The following is a 24,245-nucleotide window of genomic DNA, read 5'->3' as shown; positions in this document are numbered from 1 at the left end:
CTTCAGTTGGCCTCCACGCCCACGCGACACAGAGCCGTGAGTTCGCAATAGCGACATGGTTCGGTTCCAGGTTCGATTGGAAGATCGGCAGGGATATGAGTGTCAGACTCGTGGACGCCGGCTGCCACTGCAGTCCCGCTTCGTGCTAGATCACGCCATACCTGCCAGGTAGAAACGAGATTGGTCCATGTATCTGGCAGACTATGGTTGGGTTCAACGACTTCCTCGGCGAGGAATGTGCCATTGAGACCGATCATTTGCCGCTGGTTCAGCATGTAGAATGCGCCCGGAGTGTGCGCGGCAGTGTTGGGGTTTGCTATCGCGCCATATGTCGCGAGTTGGATAGAGCGTCCCTCGGCCAGCTCGTTGCGGCGGTGTTTTACGCTCCTCGACCATTTCAGGTCGATCACGCCTGTTCCGTGAGCAGGGTGCTCCACCAGCATGTCAATCCGGCCCTTTACATGAGGGCCGTCGACGAACTTTCTCTCGCGTTCGATTTCCGTGCCGATCACCTTTGCATCCATCGCCTTCAGGAGCCGTGCCAGCTGGGCCAGAGCAGCTGGGACTTTGACGCGGGCGGCTGCCAGCTCGCCCGCATATTCGGGCTGCTGAAGCGGTGTAGCGATCGCACTGAGCAACTCATCAAACAGATTGCTGGCTTGCGAAAAAACTGTGTCTGGATCGGGCACCGAATCTGCGGGGAAGACGCGGTTGGCGAGTTCATGGGCGAGGTTGCCAAGCAGCTGGTTCGTGCCCGGTATCTCCGCAACTCGGCCGCGGGAGAGGCGCAAGACATCAAGAAGAAGCCAACGCATTTGGCAATCCGCCAGGTGCTCAAAGCTGGTAGCACTTTCGACGCGATCGTCGAGTTTGGCGACCACAGATGCGGGCAGCGGCCAGTGTGCCCGCGGCATTGGCGGGCATGTTGAAGTGATGGCTTCTCGGAGAAGCCTGCGTCCCGCTAGCTCATGAGTTGGTCCCTGCAGAATCTGCTCTGCCGACCATCGAACCCTGTCACCAGCGGGTGCCGTCAATGGGTTCAGCTGATGGGCGAGGGGATGACTGGTCGTCTCTTCTCCAGCCGACAGTGCCGGTGAGAAAAGAATGAGGCGCTCGCCAGCGCGATGCACGGCGTTGGCGTTGCTCCACCCGATTCGCGCGGCCGTCGCGGCCGGCGATTCGATGTCGCAGCCGGTAGCCTTTAGGACGGCGATCTCCTCCCTGCTCCATGGGAGGGGCGCCACGCGTTCTCCGGGACCTTTGAAATCCCACCAAAGAACATGCTTGGCTTGGTCCCAGATCGCCCCAGGATGACGCACGGCACGCAATCCTCCCGATGTTGCGACATGGTTGGGATTTTGAGCGCCGTCCGCGAGCACCTGATCGATCATTCGTCCGAGCAGGAGCGGCGAAAGAATGTCGATATTAAGTACGTCGATCGCTTGCGTCAGGGCCGTTGCGGCACCAACCAGCGTGAGGAAAAGCGGATCGGCGGTCCCCGCAGTTGTCTCAAGCGCCCATTGCGCGACACGAGAGGTAATTGACCTTGCTGCCTCCGCAGGCATCCCTTCGTGCCGCTGGTATAACGTCCCGGACGTCCATTGCCTCCAAGCAGCGAGTTTTGCGTCGCGCTTTTCTTGTGGCTCTTCGGGCATTCGATCGGCGAGATCTGATTCGATAGATGCCCATGCGCCGAGCCACGCGGCACCGCCCGTGCCAGGTTCCCGGCTGAGTGCATAGGCGAGCTTGCGGGCCACGCCTCGGGGGATCGGAGGGCGCGGTAGCATGAGCAAATCGAGCATCGCCTTGGCGTTGAAGGGTGCCCAAGAAGCAGCGAAGGCAAGCGGCAGCACCTGTAGCGCTCCACGCCAAGGAGATGAGGCGGACAAGCCCAGAGCCGGAAGACCGCGAGCCTGCAGCGCGCCGTCTAGGAGCGCCGTATCTCCGTCTGGGTTCACGATGACTGTGCCATGCAGCTCAGCTTCTGAGCAATGGGCGAGCCACTCTGCGGCTGCTTCGGCTGCCGTTAGGGCTGTGTCCGCCTCCACGATCACAAAGCTCCCATCGCCTGCTAATGTCGTGGGCGATCCGTCCGCAAGAAACGCTTGCACGTGGCTCAGATCGTTGACGGCAGTCTCAGAGGCCGAAACCTGAGAGATTTTGACCTCGGATGTTTCAAGCGCTTCGATGAGGCCCTGCCAGAGAGGTGGCAGCAAATCTCTCGGTTCGACCAGCTCGATTGAGGCGAGCGGTAAGCTGGCGCGGGCTTTGACCACATCGCAGAGCCTGCGCGCGCGGTCCGCGATGCCGAGCGGCAGCATGGGGCCTGCCCCTTCAATCTTCGCAAAAGCATCGAGTCGCGCCGCGCCGGCGATAGCGCCAGACCAGCCGCCAGCGACCAGCTGATCTCGCCATTCAAGCAAGGACGCGGCAGTGGCCCAAGGATCAAGGGCGAACGACTGAGCGAAGAACAATTCGGGGGCGGTGGCCAGCGCGGCACGCAGTTTAGCAGCATAGCTCGAGACTCGAACAGCATGTGCCACGCGGGGAGCGGTGAGGCCCAACTGCACTTCGAGCATCTCTATCAGGCCTTGAGGCCCTACGACGGCGGCATTGAAGACGCCTTCATTCGGCCCCGGAAAATCCGGAAAAGAAGGGCCATCGCATGAAAGGCCGAAGATAAGCTTCATTCTCAACTATCCCCCAACCGGCAGCTGCCTCGCCAGCGCCCATATCGCTGGCCCGTAAGCTGAAATGCTTTGTCATGTCATTAATGAATGCGCCTACGACAATGTCGGTCGTCACATTTTTGGCAAACGAAAACATGGCCTTGGCGTCTTGTCCAAGTGTCGCCAAGCTGCGCCTCATCGCTCGGAGAGGCGGCCGGTGACGCTGTCGCTGGGATCAATCCCGCAAGGCGGCTGCAGGAGCAGAATGTTTGAGAGGTTGAGTGAGGAATTTTGGCTGTCGCTGAGAAGTGAAATGTTCCTCAGGCGCCGGAGGTCAGCCGCCTCCGCGCCAAGTCGAAGAGACTAGATATGGTTTATGTGAATGAAGAAGATCGGCAGCGGATCTCGGACGGCGAAGAGGCCGTCCGCGCGCTTGCCAAGATGGCGGGCTGGACCACCCAACCGTGCGATGGGCTACTCCCGCAGATCCTGAGCGGATATCGTTACAGCGAGCGGGCAGGACTCATTCTTGGTCATTGGCGTCGCGAAATTTCATTCGGCAAATTGCTCGAGGCAGTCCGTCAGACACGAACGGACATCCTTATCCTTGAGCCGGGCCGGGACACTTCACGCCGGAAGACATACTATTTCTCCCTGATCCTCGCCCGCGCAGGCGAAGTCCGCATCCAAAGGGGTCTGCGGCTCTGGTCTGCCGACTTTGATTCGCCGCTGTGGGTAGTCGCCGATCCGCAGGATCGCGACCTCGATCCCTGCTTTTTCAGCATCAGGGCAACTGGGTTAAAGGAGGAAGCTGGAGCACCCTTTGGTGATCCGGTCTCCGTCCAGACAGGCCTGCGGATCGCCGATCTTCGCTGGGTCGCGGAAATCGGAGGGCACTTCGTATGAGCCAGGAAGAGAATTTGCATTGGGAATCGTGCCTTCCGGCTGGCTGGCAACCGCTGTTTCGCCAGCTGCTGTCCGATCTGCAGTCGGCGGGCATTGCGGTGAGAGTGACGCAGGCCAAGGAAAAGTTCGGAGAGCTGAGGGTCTATATTGATCGGCCTGGCCAAGCGGCAGCGCCGCTCATTGCAGCTGCTGAGCAGCGTTCAACTCGAATGTGCCAAGACTGTGGCGCTGCCAGTGAGCTGATGGTTCGTAACCATCTCTTTGCCACCCTCTGCGCTGAACAGGGGGCCGGTTTCACAAAGCCGCTTGGGCGGCCAATGATATCGCTCAACCTCCTGTCCGCCGTCAGCACCAATGGCACAGATTTGAGGTTGTGATTTAAGGAGGATCTGGGCTTCGTCGTAGTGACGAAGGAACGAAGATGAAGCCCAGATCCTCCAATGTAAAATCGCCCGCCAAGGCCCCAGCAGAGCGGGTAGTGAAGGACATCCGCCGACAGACCCGGCGCCACTTTTCGGCCGAGGACAAGATCCGCATCGTGCTGGATGGCCTGCGCGGGGAAGACAGCATCGCCGAGCTATGCCGCAAGGAAGGCATTGCCCAGAGCCTGTATTACACCTGGTCGAAGGAATTCATGGAAGCTGGCAAGCGCCGCCTGGCCGGCGACACCGCCCGTGCCGCGACCACCGGAGAGGTCCAGGACCTGCGCCGCGAAGCCCGGGCCCTGAAGGAATGCGTGGCCGATCTGACACTGGAAAACCGTCTGCTCAAAAAAAGCATGGTCGCGGATGGGGGCAACGACGAATGAGGTATCCCGCATCCGAGAAGCTCGAGATCATCAGAACCGTCGAGCAGTCGCACCTGTCGGCCAAGCGCACGCTGGACCAACTCGGCATCCCTCGTCGGACATTCTACCGCTGGTATGATCGCTACCTCGAAGGCGGGCCGGAGGCGTTGGAAGATCGGCCATCGGCGCCGAGCCGGGTGTGGAACCGCATCCCGGCGGGCATCCACGACCAGATCATCGAGCTGGCGCTGGAACAGTCTGAGCTGAGCCCCCGGGAACTGGCCGTGCGCTTCACCGATGGGCAGCGCTACTTCGTGTCGGAATCCACGGTTTACCGCCTGTTGAAGGCCCACGACCTGATCACCAGCCCGGCCTATGTCGTGATCAAGGCTGCCGATCAGTTCCACACGAAAACCACGCGGCCGAACGAGATGTGGCAGACCGACTTCACCTACTTCAAGATCATCGGGTGGGGCTGGATGTATCTGTCGACCGTGCTCGACGACTTCTCGCGCTACATCATCGCCTGGAAGCTGTGCACCAACATGCGAGCCGAGGACGTCACCGACACGCTGGACCTCGCCCTGGCGGCTTCTGGTTGCGACAGCGCCACGGTGCTGCACAAACCCCGGCTACTCAGCGATAATGGCCCCAGCTACATCGCGGGTGAGCTGGCGGAATACATCGAGGCCCGGAAGATGAGCCATCTCCGCGGCGCCCCGTGTCATCCCCAAACCCAGGGCAAGATCGAGCGCTGGCACCAGACCCTGAAAAACCGCATCTTGCTGGAAAACTACTTCCTGCCCGGCGACCTCGAAGCCCACATCGAGGCCTTCGTCGAGCACTACAATCACCAGCGATACCACGAGAGCCTGGCCAACGTGACGCCTGCCGACGCCTACTTCGGCAGGGCTCCGGCAATCATCAAACTGCGCGAAAGGATCAAGCGACAGACCATCGAACATCGGCGCTTGCAGCACCGCAAGTTCGCCGCCTAACATCAACCCCCTGACGAGGTCCGCACTCCGCTAATCTACGCCGCGAGTTGTGCCGAATGTTCTGACGACGGACAAACCTCCGATATCCCAAAGACGATTGAGGACGAAACCGGCTTTGAACGATTGAGAAGAGCTCAGGTGACTGAGCAGATGAGATGAAAATCTTGGGCGTGATGCGTGTCCAGGCTCAGCGGAGCGCGCCCCTTACAGGAAGATAATAGATATGTTTGACTCAACGAACGCGCAGCCCGGCACGGGTGCGCTGACCATTCCGTTCGTCCGTGACGCAGTCCAGCGTGCAATGATCAAGGTCGCATGGGAAATCGGTGGCCCCATCAACTTCGATCCGGCTCTTAGGGGAGGAGCGCTCCTGCTTCAGGAGGCGAACCTTCTGATTCTTGGCACATCTGCGTTCCGCCCTCTGGGGGAGCAACTGTTCGGCCAGATCGGTGACCTTTATGGCATGGACACCCTGCTCGTTCGCCTCGACGCCTGCGAGTGCAGTTTCGATTTGCGTTTCCACGGCAAGGGCGAGTGGCTGTCGAATTATCGGCAAACCCTTCTGGGAGGACAGGTTTGGTTTGTTCCCGCGCATGAAGACCAATCCCCCACGGTCAGGGCGGACAGTCAGGGGCTCTTCCTCAATCCCCCGATGCTGCCCGATTCATTCTATCGACTTGGCGATCCGAAATCGGCCGAGCGCCAGCCGACCGGGAGGGATGTGGCATGACCCAGAAGAAATCGAAGTCTGGTCCAGAGGAATTGTCTTGCTTCCACCTGGACTGGCCTGCTCACCCAGAGTTTCGCTATATGCGTTGGTATTGGAAGGTGGACGGGCCGAGCATCGGCATCGCTGCGTCGGTCCTCGGTAAGCTTAACCCTGCCGGCCATCAGGCGGCCCGGCATGACCTTCTGCTCCCTGGTAGCGCTCCCGGAGAATATGCGGATTTGCGCTATTTGCTCGAACGCTATGATGCCACCCAGCCGGCCATCGAACGGAACGGCTATGCGCAGTTCAACATCATCCTCGACGCCGAGCGGCCTCTCCATGCCGGTTGGGAATTGGTGCGCGCCTGGACTCTGAGCTATTTCGTGCGCGAGCTGCAGCTTGCCGCTGTCCTCGTCCTACATGCGCCATTCCTGGCAGGCTCGGCAAACGAGCCGCATGTCCACATCCTGGTGCCGGCTCGGCGACTGACTGCCAATGGCTTTGGTCTCCATGCGCGCGACACTTGCTCGGATGCAGGTGCCGCCGAGGCGCTTGCCAGCTGGCTGGCCTTTAACGGAGTAAAGGCGGCGTGAGGAGGCCTTATCGGCCGCTCTCGGCGAAGGCGGCTAAATCGAAGCAAGGGGTGATTCAGAGGCGACTGGAGAGGAGCCAGTTGCGTAAGGGGCGAAAGCTCCCGGTTGGCTACCCGCGGCGGATCGTACATGTCGACTTATATATGCTGCGGCAGCACCCAGCCGCCATTTGCGCGAGGGCGACGCAGGATGTGGTTGTCGTTCTGCGCTGTGGCAAACCTGCTTTTGCAGTCGTCCATTTTGCCTATTACCGGGATTATCTCGACATGCGGAGCGTTATGGAGAAACGCCTCTCGGTGCGAGTTCGGCATTGATCAGCTCTGGCGTCGATCAGGGATAACGGCTTAGAAAGGAATGATGAATAACGCAGGGGTGTGCATGCGATCACCCCTTTGGCGCTACCTGCGACTGACACATGGCCGTCCCTTTGGAGCAGCGTCAATATTTGGCGGGGACGCGCCATGGATGAATTTGCTCGTGCCGAGGCAGCCGTCAGCGAGGCGCTCCTACTATTATCCGGGGTTTCCGGGCGAGGCGACGCGGTAACCCTCCCGCACCTCGTGGGCCAGCGCTTCGCTGCGTTGAGCGAACTGGTGAGTGAAGATGGTGCCTTTGCCACGGAGGGGAAGGGCGTAGCCAAATCACTTGCCGAATGGGGCGTCCATCAATCGCTCCGGACATTATTATGCCATGGAATGGCGACGGTCACCGTTGATCATCGCGGCCGGTGGCATCTTGTATTGAAAATGCTCACCTTCCGCTCGGGTGAAGCCGTTCGCGAGTCCTTGATTCTGGACGAAGAAGAGGCTGCCGAGCGATTGACTGCGCTGCATGCGGCACGCCAGCGGCTCGAAGGTAGGTTGAGTGGTATGACGGCGGGTATCGGTCGTTGATTTAGGCGAATGGCTGTTTCCGCATCTAACTTAACGGCGAACGGCATCGGCTCGGTAAGTCATGCCTACGCCCGTTGGGGGTAGGTCCGTGAGCATATAGTTCCCGCACTCGATCCACCCACTGGGCGGCGTCTCCTGTGCTGCTCGCGTATAGGGGCGGGGCCTCGTTGATCCGGGGTACGTTGAAGTCGAGGCTCTGCCGTCATGCTTGCGCGCCTGCATCCTAGGCGTGCCCAGCTCAAGCTGGATCATGACCTTCAAATCTGGAATTCTCTACAATGCCAAAAACAACACGCCGGAGTAACGGCGACACGGATAAATCTGCCTCGTCGAAGCGGGGGCGCAAGCCTTTGCCAATCGTCGAACGCCCGGTTCCAAAATTCACAGATTGGGTTGATCCTCCCTCATTTCGGGAAGCGCTCGTCCTGCATCTGGGGCGCTTTTCCGAGAGCTATTATCAACTCCACCGATCTATCGTTCGGTCAGAGGAAAAGTTTGATCGCGCCACTCTGCAATCGTGGACCGAGGGACGTCGCGCCCCCCAAAGCGCTGCCAGCCTAGAGGTGCTTACGCGTATCGAGCGGCGCTACGATTTGCCTTTGGGCTACTTCAAGTCGAAGCTCCCAAATCCTGCGCGCGCCGCTTCAGGTGTGCTGGTGAAGGGCATCTCCAAAGCCGAGCAGCGGCGGCTGGCTTGGCACCTGCCCGATGATTTCAACTCAAGGTCACTTGAGGAGCAGGCGAACATTCTGGATTGGGTTCAGAACGTCGTCATATCTGGCGCTACCGAATATCGCCGCTTTCAGGCCCAGGCCATGAAGCTGCGCTATGCGATCCGCTTCCCTTCTCTGACGGGCAAACAGACGCGAGTTTCGCTGCTGAGCGATGAGACCTATGATCTCGATGACCAAGCCGACCATATCGGCGTGGTGGATGCGCCGCCTCGTCTCGTGGCGGAGCTCGCCGAGCTCATCCGCTTTAAGACCGCCACCCTCACCGATATCGGCTTTCAGCGCATCGGCGTCTGGAACGAGGAGACTACGGCCCAGAAAATCGAGCATTTTGGTCTCATGTTCGGTGCCTTGGCGGCCTCGCCGAAAGGGGCTGTATGTGGGCATGGCGTGCCGCTCAAGGACATGTCGTTCGCCATGCTTATCTTTCCGCGCGTTTGGGACTGGTATGTTCAATGGCGCGAGCGGCGGCGCGGCTTCTTCACACGCTGGGAATGCGACATGCTGCGCAATGCGATGGCGCTGGTTCGTTCCGAAACTGGCTGGCTGCGCCAGCACCCAGAAATCGCTTCACGCCTTGTCCCGGTCGCAGGCCTCATATCGGCTGAGGAAGTCGACGCTGTGCGCGCCGATTGGCCGGGCGCTTGCGATTTTCTCCATGCGCATGCAGGAGCCCGTGTGAAGGAAGTGGAGCGGGTAGCACGAATCCATCGTGATCCGTTCGAGCCGATATTGCCGATCCTTGAGGCATCGAGCCCGGTCGCGGAGTATCTGAAGATTGCCGACGAGACATTGAAGGTTCGTCCGGACGCGCGGCGTTACCCTCGTGCGGCGGCGGAAGTCACCCGCTCCTATCTCCTCATTCGTCTTGGCCTACATCTCGGATTGCGACAGAAGAACCTCCGTCAACTGATGGTCTGTCCGCGTGGGCATTTGCCGCGCTCAGAACGGCAGCTCGAGACTTTGAAGCGCGGCGAAATTCGTTGGAGCCAGCGCGACGAGGGCTGGGAAGTCTTCGTGCCTGCCGTTGCGTTCAAAAATGCCCATTCATCGTTCTTCGCTGGCAAGCCCTTCCGACTGGTCCTTCCCGATCTCGGCGGCCTATATGAGCATATCAGCGCCTACATTGAGCGGCATCGTCCTGCGCTGCTCAACGGAGCGGCAGACCCCGGCACCTTTTTTGTCAAAACAGTCAAGACGACCAGCCGGGATGCCTCATATAACCAGAACACATTCTATGAGGCGTGGAGGCTCGTGATCCAGCGCTATGGCGTCTTCAACCCTTATACGGGACGAGGCGCGATCAAGGGCTTGCTGCCGCACGGGCCGCACAACGTACGGGATGTTCTAGCGACCCACATCCTTAAGCATACGGGCTCCTACGAGCAGGCAAGCTATGCCATCCAGGATACACCCGACATGGTCGCCAAGCATTATGGGCGGTTCCTTCCGCAGGATAAAGCGGCGATGGCCGCGCAAATTCTAAACCGGGTCTGGGAGGCTGCGTGATGCGGAAAAGTGGGGCCGGCTTAGCCGGCCCCAGTGGAAGAACTTGGGTAACCAAGCCTTCGGGTCGCGGAACGAAATTGCTCAGGATGCAACCGATTCGGATAGGAAGAACGCGACATTCCTTCGGCAACTCTACGACAGCGGCGAAGCGCTTACCGGCCGACGCCGGTCGAATCGGCATCGGGAGCTTGCAATAGTAAGGGCGCAAAACCAGCAGGGGGCAGATCACTGCGGGGGAGCTTGTGATCCGCAGTCTGGTGTCAGTTCTGCAGGGGCGCCTCATTTACCGAGGTGCCCGCTATCCAAGGTCTGCGATCAGATTATGTCATTTTCGGATCGAATGGACACCTCGTACTGGTCGTCAGGAAAGTGAATCATCACCGCTTTCCATTCAGGACCACCCGATAACAGAAGCGTCGTTCCATCATTTGCCGATTGACCCGCTGATGCCACCTCCACAATCGAATAAACTCTGGTTATGTCGGCTGCTCGCGGCGGTCCATCATACACTTCCTGGACGACCAATGGGGCAACCAGTTCGTTCTTATCGCCTTTTGGATCGGCCAGTGGATCATTGCGAAGATTGATATGGTGGCCTTCTGAAACACAACCGACGGGCAGCCGGTGGAAAAAACCGTCGTCGTTATTCATGACAAAATTTAGCTCCGTCTTTCATGCTTTTCCCAGAGAATTAAGAGAGTTATCGGCTGATGGGTTCCCAGAGTCTTAACGGGACACATCACCAAATGAAGCTGGGCGCATATTTCGCGACAGCGGGAGCAGAAAAGTGCGTCTAAGGCTCGGTGGATTGGCCGTAGCTCTGCTTGGCGCTATTTTCTGGTATCGCAGCAGCTATCTTCTCGGCGCCGCCGCAGATTATATTCATTTTGGGGTGAAAGGCTTTTTCTCGTACACGTCGGTGATGCTCTTGCCGTCCCATCGGTAGGTGAGATGGGTTTTCTCGCGACAGTTGGAGAGGCAGATCGGCCGGAGGACAGCAACGCACGTGCCGCTGGCAGCACGAACGCTGGGATAGATGATCCCCATGGAACGCTTTGCCCGTAGGGCGCGCGCGAGTGTTTGGCCGGCGCTGTAGTCGGTTGGGTGGAAAAGCTCGGGATGGTGATCATGCCAGGGGCGTAGGTCATGAAGATCCGCGCGGAGCCGGGCGACATAGCAGCGCATATCGACATCAATAGGCCCTTCCTTGGTTCGGCGTAGGAAGGCTTCCCGGTGATGCTTCGTTTCTGCAATCGCGGTCGAAAGTTCATATCCGGCGTAATAGGCGCCGAAGCTGGCATCGGAAAAGCGGGCGCCGTCACGATTGAGATGCGTGAAGGCCGCCATGATCGGTGATGAGCCGGGTCCGACAACGCGATCTTCGCCGGGCACCAGTGAAATGTCGCCGGCCTCCTGGCGTAGGCGGTCGTTTGTCATGGCCTCAAGGGCGTAGATGTCATCCAGATCCTCGGGTTCCGTCACCTGTTCGAAGAGAAGGATGGTCGGATAAATCGAGGCGATCAGGCGATACACGCGTTGATCCGTGGCCGCGAGAGGCGGCACCACAGCATCGTTGGTCATTCCTAGCCCCGTTCTGCGTCGAGATACTGGCGGACAATGAAGAGGTCCGACACATTGCCGGAGGTGATCCGGTCGAGCGCGCTTTTGCCGCCGAAGATGGGAGCGTCGTTGGGCGCGTGCATCCAGCGGTCAGCCCGCTCGGCGATCGGCAGAAGGATATTGATAGCCTTGTAGATGCCCAGAACGTAGCTGATCCGCTCCAGCGTATCGCGGCCGAGCTTGATCTGTTGGCGCGCCTTCGCCTTCGCCTTCCAACTGTGAAGAGTGGAACGGCTTTCCACGCCGAGAATCTTCATCTGCTGTTGTTCACTTAGCGACCAGCGCTCGGCGATGTTCGAGAATGTCCGGAGGCCAGAGCCGGAGAGATCCGGCTTCCTTGCAGGAGCGGTCTTAGCCAAGGCTTGCGCCACTGTGATCTCCTTTCTTCCTCCGGACTATCCGATGTCCGAAATATAAGCGGATTTGTAAAAATGTCTATAAGATGTGCTTTGTGATCCTGTCAGGAGATTGCACGAGGCTTGGTGAGCCCTGAGCAATGGGGAAGTCGGAGCAAGCGCCCATCCCAATGGCCAAGAGTCAGCGCGTTGTAGGGCAGCTGTAAGCCTCAGGCGACGTTCGATTCGATCTGATCCCATTCGATCCCGGCAGCCTTCAATCTGGCAAAGGGGTCCGCATTCTCATCGTCAAAAGACCAACCTTTGGGCATGCTCACCTTAAGTCCAAGATCGAAGTCGAGCCGCAGACGTTCAGCCTTGGAGATCATCACTATTTTTAGATGCCGCTCTAACAATTTCGCGACGGCAGCTACATTCGCTCCAAGAGAAAACATATTTTCGCACTGGTCGCGAATAAGCGCCAATGGAACAACATGTTCACGATGTTCTGCCGCGGCCCGTGAGCGACCGGCCATGATGATGTGATTGGGGATTAATGGTTCATCCAACAGGCGTGAATGCCGCCAGTTTTCTTCCCATGATTGATGCATAACCCAAGCGGCTCGAGCAAAAACGCGTTGGGCAATTTCCTTATTGGTGAATTGGGGTCGCATAGCATCCGGCGGACTTGAGGAGTGCGCGCTATTGCGAGGTTACGTCATATTGCGCAAGCTGCCTCATTCGATCCATCCAGGGTTTGCGACCGAAAATGTCGTGCTTGGCTGGCACTCAAATTACAAAGGGGGCCATCATGAAAAAGCCAGTAAGCGTCGCAAGTCTGAGCGAGTTCGGGAGGGAGAGGCTGTCAAAGTCGTTTTTCATGCGCGACTTTCTGTTCTCCGACATCGCATCGATCCATGGGTTTGCGAACGTCCCGGACGATCCGGAGCTTGCGATAGCGGCAGGCAGCCGTTTGTGTCAGGATCTGCTGGAGCCGCTGCAGGATCATTTTGGCCGGATCGCTATTCGGTCAGCTTTCCGGTCGGCCGAGGTGAATGGGTTTGGTGCCGAAATGCAGGCGGCTGGCAAAGCCGGGTACAGCTGTGCTTCGAATGAGAGCAATTACGCCAGTCACATATGGGATCGCAGGCGTGATGGCATGATGGGCGCGACTGCCTGTATCGTCGTTCCGTCTTTCTGGGATGCCTTTCAGGAGGAGGGAGATTGGCAGAAGCTGGCATGGTGGATCCATGATCATCTGCCCTATTCCAGCCTCTACTTTTTCCCCAAATATTGGGCTTTCAACATATCCTGGTTTGAACAGCCCGCTCGGACCATCCACAGTTACACGAGTCCGAAAGGTTGCTTGACGAAGCCGGGAATGGAAAATCATTGTGGCACGCATGAGCATGAGTGGGCGGGAATAAACCGGATTTGAGTACCGAAGCAGCGTCAGTGCTTGTTCTGGCCGATGCGCCTCGCCTTCATCTGGAGCAACCTCATCGTATGCAATTTGCGGGCACCGGGAAAAATTTGACTTCACTTACCCTTGCGACCTTTTCTGTCGTGGGGCCGGCGAAAAAGCGACCACAAACAGGGGATCAATGAAATGTTTTCGATCGGCGATACCGTTAGTCTGAAGGATGATCCCTCTCGCGGGGGTATGATCACAGGCGTATCGGAGACGCGCCGGAACCGCAAATACTGGGAAGTCGCACTGACCGACGGTAGTGGACGAAGCAAGTTTCCCGAAAGCCAGCTCGTAGTCGGCGCACGTGACGTGGACCCGCTCGAAGAGCTGCGCGCAGGCCGTTTCACCGATCCTGACCGGCTCCGTCGCTCGCTGCTGCACCACCGTTTAACCGGTCGCCTGCGCGATGTGATCTACAGCATGGACGTCACGGATACGGACTTCCATGCTTATCAGTTCAAGCCGGTCGTGAAGCTCCTATCTTCGCCCTCGCAGGGTCTGCTAATTGCCGATGAGGTTGGTTTGGGTAAAACGATCGAGGCGGGTCTGGTCTGGACCGAACTTGTCGCCCGCTTCGACGCGTCGCGCCTATTGGTGGTGTGTCCCAAATCGCTGACAGAGAAGTGGCGTCTGGAACTATGGCAGAAGTTCTCGGTCGATGCGAAGATCGTGAGCGCGGGCGAACTACTCGAACATCTCAAGCGGGATGGGGAGGGGGGGGACGGCTTCGCCCTAATTGTTTCTCTATCATCGATCCGTCCACCACGTGGCTGGGACGATGGCACAGACGATAGCGATCGCGCTCGCTTGTGCCGCTTCATCTCCGATGCCGAGGGGGTGACGAGGCCTCTTTTCGACTGTGTGATCTTTGATGAGGCCCATCATCTGCGCAATTCCGATACGCTCGCGCATGTTTTCGCTCGGGCCGCTATGCAGGTGAGCGACTACAAGTTGCTGCTGAGTGCGACGCCGATAAACCTGCGCAGTGAGGATTTGCGTAATCTGCTTTCCCTGGTGGATGCTGACAGCTTTGACAGTAGCTTCGCTTTCACTGCGCTGAATGACGAGAATAAGCCGCTGGTTCGCGCTCGCGATTTGGCATTGGACCCGCAGACCGATTTTTCTGAGCTGCTAGGCGAACTGGGCGAAATTTCTAGTGGCGTGATGCTGCGCATCGATCGTCAGCTCGAGAACCTCAAGCGGGAGCTTTGCGCGCCCGACCTCGTCGATAGCAAAGATCTGCGCGTGAAAATCGCGGCGATGCTCGAGGAGATGTCGCTGCTTGGATCGGTGGTCAATCGCACCCGGCGGCGTGACGTTAACGACCTACAGGTGAAGCGCGAAGTCGATCATCTGCCTTGGGAGATGACCCCCGGCGAACGAAGATTTTATGATTTGGCCTCCGACATCGTTCGCCAGCATGCATATGAACTGGCCGCCTCGGAGCGCTTCCTGCTGGCGACGCCGCAGAGGCTCATCGCTTCGTCATTGGCCGCGTCGTGCCGGCACTGGGCGCGCATGACAGATGACTTCTCTGAAGACGAGGACGACGACCGCGTAACGAAGCGGTCGGCAGGGCCGCTAACTGCCAAGCTGGCACGGCTTTGCGCCTCACCCGCGCTCTTGGCTGAATTGGAGGCGGGAGACACTAAGCTGCAAAAGCTGCTTGGTGCAATCTGTGAGCACGACGCGCGCGGCGATCACAAGGTCATCGTCTTTTCAAGCTTCCGCACGACCTTGGACTACCTGGCTGAGAAGCTTCGCGCTCAAGGGATTGCGGTCCATGTGATGCACGGAGGCATCAAGGAAGAGCGCACGAAGATCATCGCCAACTTCGCGGAGAGCGAAGGCCAATGCGTGCTCCTCACCTCGGAAGTCGGGGGCGAGGGCCTCGACATGCAGTTCTGCCGCTCGCTCATCAATTATGATTTGCCCTGGAACCCCATGAAGGTTGAGCAGCGCATTGGCCGTATCGATCGTATCGGGCAGAAGGCGGCCCGGATCAATGTGCTCTCGCTGATTGCCCAGGACACGATTGAGGAGCGCATCTACCTGCGCCTCTTCCTCAGGTTGATGGAGATTCAAGAGACGCTGGGTGCTTTCGAAGCGATTCTTGGCAAGGAAATCGCCGATTTGGAGCAGCGCCTCCTTGACCCGGACCTGACGGGCGAAGATCAGGAACACGAAATTGAGCGCAGCGCAATGGCATTCATCAATCGCCAGCAGCAGACTGAGAAGCTGGAGGAAGAAGCGCCTGGTCTGATTGCCCATGGCGACATGATTTTGGCGCAGATCGAGGCGAACCGCCGGCCAGAGCGCCGCATCGCGGCAGCCGAACTCGCCGACTATGTGCACGAGGCAATTGCGGGCCGCTATCCTGGGAGCCGTGTAGACGACGTTCCCGGGCAAGCTGGTCTTTACGATGTGAAGCTCAGTGAGGCGGCGCACCTTGCTCTGAAGCGCATCTTGAACCGAGGTGCCCGGACCCGTACTCGGCTCGCGCGCCAGACGACCGTAAGAGCGGTGTTCGAGCGTAGGCCTGGGCTTCCCAAGGCGATTGAGATCGTCACCAATGTTCACCCACTCGTGCGCCTTGCTGCAACTATCCGCAACGAGGCCGCTAAGGCGCAAGTCGCCGAGCCAGTTATCGCGGTGCGGCTATCCGGCAAAGAGATGCCTGATCTCACAGCAGGGGTGTACGTCGCGGCTGTAGCGCGATGGACAGTCGAAGGGGCCATCCGGATCGACCGGATTTTTCATGGTGCGTGTAATATGGCGGGGGACGCGGTCGAGCCGGTTCAAGCGGAGCGGCTCGTTCAGGCGGCTCTGCGCGTGGGTACGGCCAACGAACGGCGGCGCAACGTTTCGGGACTGGATTCCGTCGCGCACCGCGTTGTCACTGAGATCCTCGACACCGCTTTTGATGATTTCCTCGACGAAGAGGAGGCGCGGCACGAGGACCGAGCCGATACTGCCTCGGCGCGGATTGATCGGCAGGGGGAAAAACGTCGGCGTGAATTGGAAGCCAAGCTGTTTGACTGGAAAGTCAGCGGCGATCCCAAGAAACTCAAGATGATCCCGGCCGAACAGGGGAAACTCGCCAAGCTGATGGCCCGGCTTGATGAGCGCCGGGAACAGCTTAAAAGCGCGCGCGCCAGGTTTTCGCATGATAATCGGCTGATTGGTCTGATCGTGGTTGATCTGGTCTGAGGAGAGGCAGATTGGGAACGAAGCGCAACAAAAGGAGGACAGGCGCCACATTAAGCGATGTGAAGGGGGCCGATCTTCTGGCGAAATTGGCGTCAGCCCTAGCACCCGATCGTCCTAGTGTTACACGGCCACCCGCGACTACGTCGGTGCCCATTGAAAAGGCGCTCGCGGATCATGCAAGCCGTGACCACAGGCAACGTCCACCGTCTCCACCTCAACGTTCTGAAAAGAAGCGACCGTCCGAGCCGATTAGAGTTAAATTGTCGGCAGCGGAGCGGCTCCGGATATTCGGCTCCAGCGCGGAGCCTGCTTACAAGATGCAGGCGGCACCCGTTGTCCCCAATGACTTTGGCCAGGGCGCATTTTCAAAGATTGCGCAGCTTCGCCCCGCATTAAGCGACTTTTTGGCCGACCACCGTGCTCCGGAAGGTGCGAGCTCCGATGTTGCTGATGTGGTCATACGCAGGATCGCGCGCTGTGTTGAGCGCCATGCGCATATCGTCAATCCGGATGCTGAGGGCTTCCTCGGCTATGACTTCGGTACAAGTTCGACGAAAGCCGTCATCCGCTGGCCCTACCGTGCGTCTAGCCCAGCCCATGCCATTTCTGTGCCGGCGGGCTGGTGCAGCGGTGGGCAACCTCACATATGGCCGTCCGTAGTTTTCTATGATCCTGTCACCCAGCAGTTCAGCGTCCTGCCCGCCATCGGCAGCATGCGTGTAGATGGCTTCAAGGCTGCTCTCGTTGAAGGAACAGCGCATCGTATGGCTCCAGGAGCGCCGGTGACATTGCTTGAAGCAGCAGTCGCGTTCCTCTCGCTGCACCTTGCTTACGTACTCGGCACCATCGATGAGCTGGATGGCCAAGTGAGCCTCGTGAACGTGGCGATACCAGTGGCCGCCCTCGACCGCGACGAAGCCACTGTGAGCGGAAGAGCGCAGGCTGCATTCGATCATGCGGTGCGGTCGGCACTTAGGTTGCTTCACTGCGCTGACAGTCTGACGCTTCACGACGTCAGGGCAGCTTTGGCTTCCTTGGAAGATCCGTCGCTCGATTATGAGCTGCATCCTGAGTTGTCTGGCGTGATTGCCGGATATTGCCGCGGGCCGCGTCATTATCTCGGCACCCATATGATTATTGATTGTGGGTCTGCTACCTTGGACATGGCCACATTCAAATTGGACAAATCCGACTGGCCCCTGGAGATATACGCAGCCAGCGTCGAGCTGCTCGGGTCGGATGCAAGTGTTACCTATTGTAATGCCGGGGCGACGACCGAGGATTGCGCCCGGGCGGCACGCTACCAAGATTATCAGGTTTGCAGCCGGTCAATCCAGTTGAACCGCACGGGCTTTTCTCAAACGGACGGGGGAAAATTGGGGTATCAGGTGATCCTGGCCGGGGGTGGAATAGCAAACCCCTGGATCGCCAGTATGCTTGAAAAATGGCAGTTGTCATTTGAACGCGATTTCGTACGTCCGAGACTGGATCCCAACCTCAAATGCGAAATGGGATTTACGTCCGAGAGACTCGTCCTGGCCGACGGTTTGGCGCGTGATCCAGTTGATCTCAAGCGGGTCAGTCTGCCTCGCCGTCCAGTCGCTGAATTAACCTTCAATCCCAATCACCATGATTGGACTTCCAATTAGGCGGCAGCTCAGAGTTTACCGACAACCTTGGCTGCGGCATTTGCGTCGGCGCTAGGGCATGGCCATAGCGAGCAGGCTGTGCTGGGCTCTTTCAACGCAGCGCAATTGCTTTCAATCGATTATGCGTCGTCGTCAATCATCCCGATAATCGGGAAGATCTGCTTGATTCTGCCGTGGGGGATCGATGACATCGCACGATCGCGATATTGCATCAGTTCAATAAGGCTGCGGTCCCGTGCAATCAACCGACCGATGGTCCAGAGTGACCGACCCAAATCTTCTCGTAACTGAACCACCACATCCGCGTTAATCGACGCGGGTTTGATGCGATCGAGAATGACCCGTTCGCCAGCGCGGAAACGTGGTTCCATCCCTTCGCCAGGGATATAGATTGCAAAGTAGCGCTCGGTGTCGCTCAAGCCGAACGGTGCTGCCATATAGGCAGCTGGGCGCGAAAGATCCCCTTCCCAGAGTTCAAGCTCATTGCCAAAGGCCGTGTCGCCTTCCTCGGGGAAGTGCAGGCTGACGGCGTAGACGGGAATAAGTTTCTTCGGCAGTCCAGCGAAGATGGGATCGTCCTTAGCGGTGATCTCGGACACCGGAGACGGCAGCGGCAACGCTCCAGTTTCACAGGTGGAAAATGCGTCTGGGAATGTGGCCTTGAGCTTGGCGACACTTCTATCTGATAGCGAATAGCCGACGGTAGGATTAGGATAGATCCGTGTTAGGGTAGAGAGCGCCAGGCCAGAACGGCGTGCAATCTGGCTCGCTGAAAACCCGGTTTCCTTGACCAGGCAGCCAACCAGGTGGCGGGCTCTATCCTGATCCCATTCATCGACAAAAGACATGTGTTTGCGCCCGCATTTTTTTAGCGCGACATTCGACGGCGGCCGGTTGATTCCGAGCGCCCTCCCGCTGCACCTGCGTCATTATGCGCTTCCGGCGCATCGGCGCAAATAATAATAGCGCAAATAAGCAAGCGCATATTTGCGCAAATTTTTAAAAAACGACGCGCATGTGCAACGGGGCAGGCGATAATACGACCGCCTCTGTCATTTCATGAGCCATTGCGCCGCAAAAAAGATTTGCGCGGTTTGCTTTCAGTGAATAGGTGTTTGCGAATGTTGCGCATATTTGCGCAACTGTGGGGTTTGGGGGCGTTCCCAACAGCATCAGTGCTCGGCCGCTTGCGTCCGATCAGTGCTGCTGCGCGGCGTTCACCACCGGGCCTCCTCAGAATCGCAGGCAATAGGGGTTTTGAATGAATAAGAATTCGAGGTTCAACCGGATGCTGCTGTTGTCAGCTTCCATACCGGCGGCGGCATTGCTCGCAAACGCCGGGGGCGCGTTGGCGGCTCCCGCCACCGTGAACGTACCGAGCGGCGCAGGGACCGGCGCGGCCGTGAACGCCGACATTGCCACGGCCATTACGACGCCGGCCAATCCCGATCTGACGGTAACGATCGCGAGCGGAGCGGACATCAGCGGCGCGAATATCGGTTATGATTTCGTTGCGGGCGGCTTTGCTGCAGGCGAGGGCGATGGCGCGGTCGTCGTGACCAATGATGGCAATGTGACCGGCCTGAGCTTCGGCGGCGTCGGCGCGGCCAGCGCGGCCAACAGTTTTACTGCGACCAACAACGGTGAAGTGGCGGGCGGCATCAGCGCCTCCAACTTCGGTGGCGCAGTTTCCGTCACCAACAACAATCTGGTTGGCGGCAGCATCAACGGCTCCGCGTTCGGCAGCGTCACGCTCGCCAACGGCGTTGCGGGCCAGGTCGACAGCCTGAACGGCCAGGGTCTCGGCGCGGGCACGGTGCAGATCACCAATGATGGTGCAGTCGACGATGATGTGTTCGGCTCGGCCTCGACCGGCACCGTTGGTATCGTTAACAACGGCGATATTGCGGGCGATGTTGATGCCGTCACGACGGAAGGCGCGATCTCCATCGCGAACGCGAGCACCGGCCGCATCAGTGGCGATGTCTTTGCCGGTTCGGATCAGGGCGCGATCACCATCGCCAACAACGGTCAGGTGCTCGGTCAGACCAATGCGGTGAGCCAGGACACGGTGTTCACTTCGACGGGCCCGACCACCACGGTTTCCGGCACGACCACGACGACCCAGTCGAGCTTCTCTCAGCAGACGGTCGGCGGTGATATTGACGGCACCTATGCCGGCATCAACGGCTCACTGAACTTCGGCACGGGCAATGACGGCAGTGTCAGCCAGTTCACCGGGGGGGACAGCACTGCCACGGTGAGCGGAGCGGTCTATGGCGATCTTTCTTCGACCGCCCAGGGCTTCTCGACCACTGGCGAAAACGTCTCGGTTGTCACCGACTCGCGCGATGCCGCAGGCACCGGTTCCGTCATCAGCAGCAGCACCAACACGCAGCAGACGGTCGCCACCGGCGGCACGAGCACGGTCAACATCAGCGGCACGGTGACTCCTGGCGATTCCAGCCAGAACGGTGATGTCACTTCCTTCGGCAATGCTGGCAGCAGCGTTGCTCTGAACGGTGGCAAGGTGTCGGGGAACGTCTCCTCGACCAGCCAGGGCCTGACCAGCGGATTCGAGTTCAGCTCGGAAACGACGGACAATTATGATGCCGGCGTGTTCCAGGGCTCCAGCTCGAATAGCGGTTTCGAGTTCACGCAGAGCCAGGCAGGTGGCGATGCCTCTGTCGCGCTTCAGGGGGCCAGCCTTGTCGGCGGGGATGTCAACGTCACTGGCGTGACCTCTGCGACCGCTTCGGTCGGTTCGGCTTCGACGGTGGAAGGTTCTGTCTTCGCCAATGCGTTCGTGTCGGGCGACCAGTCATTCGCCTCTTCCAACTTCAGCACCACGGACGCTGCGGGTGACGGCATGGCTGTCAGCTCCACTCTCTCCAGCTCGACAGCCGCTGCCAATGCGGGCAACGCGACGCTCACCAATGCCGGACGGGTGGATGGCGATGCCACGGTCGGTGCGAGCTTCGGCAATGCGGCCGCCACCATCACGGGCACCGTGGGCGGTTCGGTGAATGCCTTCGCTGGCACTTCTATCGGAAGCACCGAAAACGTCTCTGAGTTCACGCTCGATGGCGGCATCGGCACTCAAACCACCGCAACCTTCCGCGAGAATTCGGAAGATGTGGGCGGCACCGCCAGCGTTGTTGTCGACACGGCTGCCGCGCTGCAGGGCAAGGGCGTGCCGAGCGTCGCAGGCGATGTGAACGCTTCGGGCATCGGCGGCGCCTCGATCGCCATTGGTGCAGGCAGCGTTGTCGGCAATGCCGATCTCAGCAGCGGTGGCAACCTGTTCGCCAGCAGCCTTGGCGAAAGCAGCTCGCAAGAGACCGTCACCACTTTTGCGGCTAACGGCTTCACGCCCGCCAGCCAGATCTCCACGACCAGCTTCGGCTCCGTGGGTGGCGCGGCTTCGGTCACCAACGATGGTACGGCCATTGGCGACGTGGAAGTTGAGGGCTTGACCTCTGCCTCGCTCGTCAACAACGGCGTGCTGGGCTCGGGCGGAAACCTGTTCAGTGTTTCGGCTCTGGACTCCGAAGCGAACATCACGATCACCGACACGAACCCGACGGATGCCGGTTCGCGCACGATCGTCGCTACGGTCGATGCCTCGCCGGTCGGTGGCAATGCCAGCTTCACCAACAGCGGTGTGGCCTTGGGTAATGTCGAAGTCGCCGGCCTCACTGGTGCGGTCACCAACAATGGCGTTCTCGCCGGTGCGACCACCCTTGGTGAAGCGCAGTTCAGTGGCTCGGCAACGGTCAACGCGACGATCAACACCACCGACGTCAGCGTCGATCCGGTGCTGGCCACCCAGACCTATGCGGTCGACCAGAATGGCGTGTCGCGCGGCTTCGTCGTGACGGGCGCCACGATCTCGCAGGATGAGGTCACCTCGGCCCTGGCCTCGCAGCTGTCTCCGCTGGTGCCGCTCGATGCTTCGCTGGTTGACCCGGCGACGTTCAACCTCACGGTGAACGGCCAGGCAGCGGTCAAGACGGCTGACATCAATGCGACGGTCAACCTCAACAACGGCTCGATCACGCTTGGCGACATTGACGCCCAGCGCGATGACAGCGGCGCTTACCTGACCAACACCACCGTCAACCTGAACGGCAGCGGCTTCCTGGGCGCGAGCGAGTTCAAGCCGACGGCTCCGGCGGTTGCGAACTACAGCCCCGTGGCCGAATTGCCCGAAGAAGCTGAAGGTCTGTTCTCCCCGACCGGCGTCCGCGTGCTGGGCGTCAACGAACTGAACAAGACCGGCACCGGCACTTTCGTCGTCACCGGCGCCGAATATGTCCCGGCAGAAGGCGCGACCCCGGCTGCCTGGACGCTCGACGTCAACAACTTCAACGTGAAGGCGGGTGAAGTTCAGCTGGATGTCGTGGGTTCGGACGACGCCGTGTTCGGCATCAAGGGCAACATCAATAATGATGCCACCCTTGTTTTGGGGCGTCGTGCACCGACCTTCGTTCAGACGGTCGGCAACAGCATCGTCACCCCGGGTCCGGAAGCGATCAAGGGCATCGAAATCCACCAGCAGGGCAACTACAACCAGAGCGCCAGCGGCACGACGGTGGTGGGCGTCAACCCCTCGCTGGTTCGTTTCGGCAACCTGTCGGTCGGCAATGCCGGTTCCTCGCCTGAGGTGTTGGGCCCGATCACCGGTGGTGTGAACGTCCCTTACTTCACCACTCCGACCAATGCCGGCGTCTTCTCGACCCCGTCTTCGGTCTCGGTGGACGGCAACCTGAACCTGGCCGGCAAGGTCGCGGTGACGGTGTCGAAGGACAGCCTCTATTCGACGGGTGACGGCTATACGCTCTTCACCTACACCGGCACCGGAGATGTCACGGCGACGGCCGCTTCATCGCTCGCTTCGCCCTTCGTCACCTTCGGCCTGAAGCATGACGCGACGGCCAAGACGGTATCGATCGAGGCGACCCGCAAGAGCTACGCCACCGGCGCGACCAATGCCAATGCGGCTTCGGCTGCAGTGGGCCTGGACAGCGCTCTGGCCGATGTCATCGCCCGGGTGAAGACCGACGCCGCTGGCGGCAACGGCTTTGCGACGGTGACGGAGATCGCCAATGCGCAGGATATCGCCAATATCGCTGCTGGGCTTGATTGGCGCCTGAACAGCGCACAGGCGGCGCAGGTCTTCAACGAGCTTTCCTCGGCTGAGATCTACGGTTCGCTTGCCGCTGTCGATCAGAACGCGGTCTTCAACACCACCGTCAACCGCCTGGCCGCTCGTCGCAGCTATGGTGAGGCGCTGGGCACCCAGCTCTGGTTCAACCCCTCGGCGAACTTCGCCAAGACGGGCGGCACCAAGTCGGGCGCGTCGAAGATCAAGACCAACAGCTATGGTGGTGCCTTCGGTATCGACGTCGCCTATCAGGAAGATGGCGCCTTCGGCATCGGGTTTGGCTACGGCCAGCATGATGTGACCGCTCAGGGTTCGCCGGAAGAAGCGCAGGTTCGCACCTACACCATCGGTGCCTATGCGACCCAGGGCTTCGGTCCGTTCTACGGCAGCTTCCAGTTCGCCTACGGCTTCTCGAAGTTCGAAGTCGAACGGGACCTGACCCTGCTGGCTCGCACCATCAAGGGCGACTTCAAGGGCAAGCAGCTGGATGCGAGCATCGAGCTGGGCTATGACTTCGCTGCCGGCGGCAGCCTGGTCGTGACGCCTTACGGCAAGCTGGCGCTGCGCCGCTGGTCGATGGACGGCTTCACCGAAGAAGGCGGCGCGGGCATCGGCCTGCGTGTCGACGATGCGTCGAAGACGGTCTTCTCGCCGGTGCTGGGTGTCAAGGCGGGAGCCCTGCTGGGTGACGCCGATGGCATCGCCTACCGTCCCTATGCTAAGGTGCAGTACAGCTTCCAGGGCAACATCGGCAGCGACCGCACGGTCCAGTATCTGGGCGGCGGCGATGCCTTCCGCCTGAAGGGTGTTGATCCGGACGGTAACGGCCTGATCGAACTGGGCGTCGATGCCTCGGTCAATAAGCGCGTCAACCTGTTCCTCTCCGGCGGTTATGGCTTCGGCGGCCACAACTCGATCGGCCAGGTTCGGGGTGGCATTAGCTTCGGCTTCTGACACAACGCACTAGCAAAGGAAGGGCGCGGCGGTTTCGGCGCGCC

The 24,245-nt window shown here is 59.5% G+C and carries 17 protein-coding genes; 11 read left to right on the top strand and 6 right to left on the bottom strand.

Going from position 1 to position 24,245, the window contains the following annotated elements:
• Window positions 1-2 precede the first annotated feature (2 nt).
• Window positions 3-2,690, bottom strand: a complete 2,688-nt coding sequence (locus SPHS8_RS12020; protein ID WP_201515717.1) for a PD-(D/E)XK nuclease family protein — start codon at window positions 2,688-2,690, stop codon at window positions 3-5.
• A 348-nt stretch (window positions 2,691-3,038) separates the two neighbouring features.
• Here SPHS8_RS12020 and SPHS8_RS12015 point away from each other — a divergent pair, with 348 nt between their 5' ends.
• The 7 genes from SPHS8_RS12015 to SPHS8_RS11985 all read left to right on the top strand — a co-directional run bounded on the left by SPHS8_RS12015 (window position 3,039) and on the right by SPHS8_RS11985 (window position 9,795).
• A complete protein-coding gene (locus SPHS8_RS12015) occupies window positions 3,039-3,575 on the top strand; it encodes a hypothetical protein (RefSeq protein WP_201515716.1) in 537 nt (178 codons plus the stop codon).
• Window positions 3,572-3,952: a hypothetical protein gene (locus SPHS8_RS12010; protein ID WP_201515715.1), complete on the top strand. Its 381-nt coding sequence runs from the start codon at window positions 3,572-3,574 to the stop codon at window positions 3,950-3,952. Before SPHS8_RS12015 ends, SPHS8_RS12010 begins: the two co-directional genes overlap by 4 nt.
• A 44-nt stretch (window positions 3,953-3,996) precedes the next feature.
• A protein-coding gene (locus SPHS8_RS12005) for an IS3 family transposase (protein WP_379540255.1) occupies window positions 3,997-5,360 on the top strand; the annotation gives its coding sequence in 2 pieces (ribosomal slippage) (window positions 3,997-4,344 and window positions 4,347-5,360; 1,362 coding nt in all).
• 301 nt (window positions 5,361-5,661) lie between these two features.
• On the top strand, window positions 5,662-6,090 hold the full coding sequence (locus SPHS8_RS12000; RefSeq protein ID WP_201515713.1) for a hypothetical protein: 429 nt from the start codon (window positions 5,662-5,664) through the stop codon (window positions 6,088-6,090).
• A complete protein-coding gene (locus tag SPHS8_RS11995) occupies window positions 6,087-6,662 on the top strand; it encodes a MobA/MobL family protein (RefSeq protein WP_201515712.1) in 576 nt (191 codons plus the stop codon). Before SPHS8_RS12000 ends, SPHS8_RS11995 begins: the two co-directional genes overlap by 4 nt.
• A 461-nt stretch (window positions 6,663-7,123) precedes the next feature.
• Entirely contained in the window at window positions 7,124-7,555 is a 432-nt protein-coding gene (locus SPHS8_RS11990) for a hypothetical protein (protein WP_201515711.1), read from the top strand.
• Between the two features lie 278 nt (window positions 7,556-7,833).
• Window positions 7,834-9,795: a hypothetical protein gene (locus SPHS8_RS11985; RefSeq protein ID WP_201515710.1), complete on the top strand. Its 1,962-nt coding sequence runs from the start codon at window positions 7,834-7,836 to the stop codon at window positions 9,793-9,795.
• Window positions 9,796-10,110: 315 nt separating this feature from the next.
• Here SPHS8_RS11985 and SPHS8_RS11980 read toward each other — a convergent pair whose 3' ends face one another.
• The 4 genes from SPHS8_RS11980 to SPHS8_RS11965 form a co-directional block, all read right to left on the bottom strand.
• Window positions 10,111-10,446 carry a hypothetical protein gene (locus SPHS8_RS11980; protein WP_201515709.1) on the bottom strand — a complete coding sequence of 112 codons (336 nt, stop codon included), beginning with the start codon at window positions 10,444-10,446 and terminating at the stop codon, window positions 10,111-10,113.
• A gap of 231 nt (window positions 10,447-10,677) precedes the next feature.
• Window positions 10,678-11,376: an RES family NAD+ phosphorylase gene (locus tag SPHS8_RS11975; RefSeq protein WP_201515708.1), complete on the bottom strand. Its 699-nt coding sequence runs from the start codon at window positions 11,374-11,376 to the stop codon at window positions 10,678-10,680.
• Window positions 11,377-11,378: 2 nt separating this feature from the next.
• Window positions 11,379-11,786, bottom strand: a complete 408-nt coding sequence (locus SPHS8_RS11970; RefSeq protein WP_443020029.1) for an MbcA/ParS/Xre antitoxin family protein — start codon at window positions 11,784-11,786, stop codon at window positions 11,379-11,381.
• A gap of 194 nt (window positions 11,787-11,980) precedes the next feature.
• On the bottom strand, window positions 11,981-12,361 hold the full coding sequence (locus SPHS8_RS11965) for a hypothetical protein (protein ID WP_236575114.1): 381 nt from the start codon (window positions 12,359-12,361) through the stop codon (window positions 11,981-11,983).
• Between the two features lie 167 nt (window positions 12,362-12,528).
• Between SPHS8_RS11965 and SPHS8_RS11960 the strand changes: the two genes are divergently transcribed.
• The 3 genes from SPHS8_RS11960 to SPHS8_RS11950 all read left to right on the top strand — a co-directional run bounded on the left by SPHS8_RS11960 (window position 12,529) and on the right by SPHS8_RS11950 (window position 18,080).
• Window positions 12,529-13,188, top strand: coding sequence for a hypothetical protein (locus SPHS8_RS11960; RefSeq protein WP_236575113.1), 660 nt, complete (start codon window positions 12,529-12,531; stop codon window positions 13,186-13,188).
• Window positions 13,189-13,359: 171 nt separating this feature from the next.
• The gene (locus SPHS8_RS11955; protein WP_201515706.1) at window positions 13,360-16,431 is read left to right on the top strand and encodes a helicase-related protein; all 3,072 of its coding nucleotides are present in this window, start codon (window positions 13,360-13,362) and stop codon (window positions 16,429-16,431) included.
• A 317-nt stretch (window positions 16,432-16,748) separates the two neighbouring features.
• Window positions 16,749-18,080: a hypothetical protein gene (locus SPHS8_RS11950; protein WP_201515705.1), complete on the top strand. Its 1,332-nt coding sequence runs from the start codon at window positions 16,749-16,751 to the stop codon at window positions 18,078-18,080.
• 119 nt (window positions 18,081-18,199) lie between these two features.
• Here the strand turns inward: SPHS8_RS11950 and SPHS8_RS11945 are convergent, their stop codons facing one another.
• Window positions 18,200-18,928 (bottom strand): S24 family peptidase, encoded by a 729-nt coding sequence (locus SPHS8_RS11945; RefSeq protein ID WP_201515704.1) that lies wholly within the window; start codon window positions 18,926-18,928, stop codon window positions 18,200-18,202.
• A 413-nt stretch (window positions 18,929-19,341) separates the two neighbouring features.
• Between SPHS8_RS11945 and SPHS8_RS11940 the strand changes: the two genes are divergently transcribed.
• Entirely contained in the window at window positions 19,342-24,201 is a 4,860-nt protein-coding gene (locus SPHS8_RS11940) for an autotransporter domain-containing protein (RefSeq protein ID WP_201515703.1), read from the top strand.
• Window positions 24,202-24,245 lie beyond the last annotated feature (44 nt).

The sequence above is a fragment of the Sphingobium sp. S6 genome, assembly GCF_905120495.1.
GTDB lineage: Bacteria > Pseudomonadota > Alphaproteobacteria > Sphingomonadales > Sphingomonadaceae > Sphingobium > Sphingobium agri.
The sequence above is the reverse complement of the archived record's forward strand: the minus strand, read 5'-3'. Positions and strand labels throughout refer to the sequence as shown.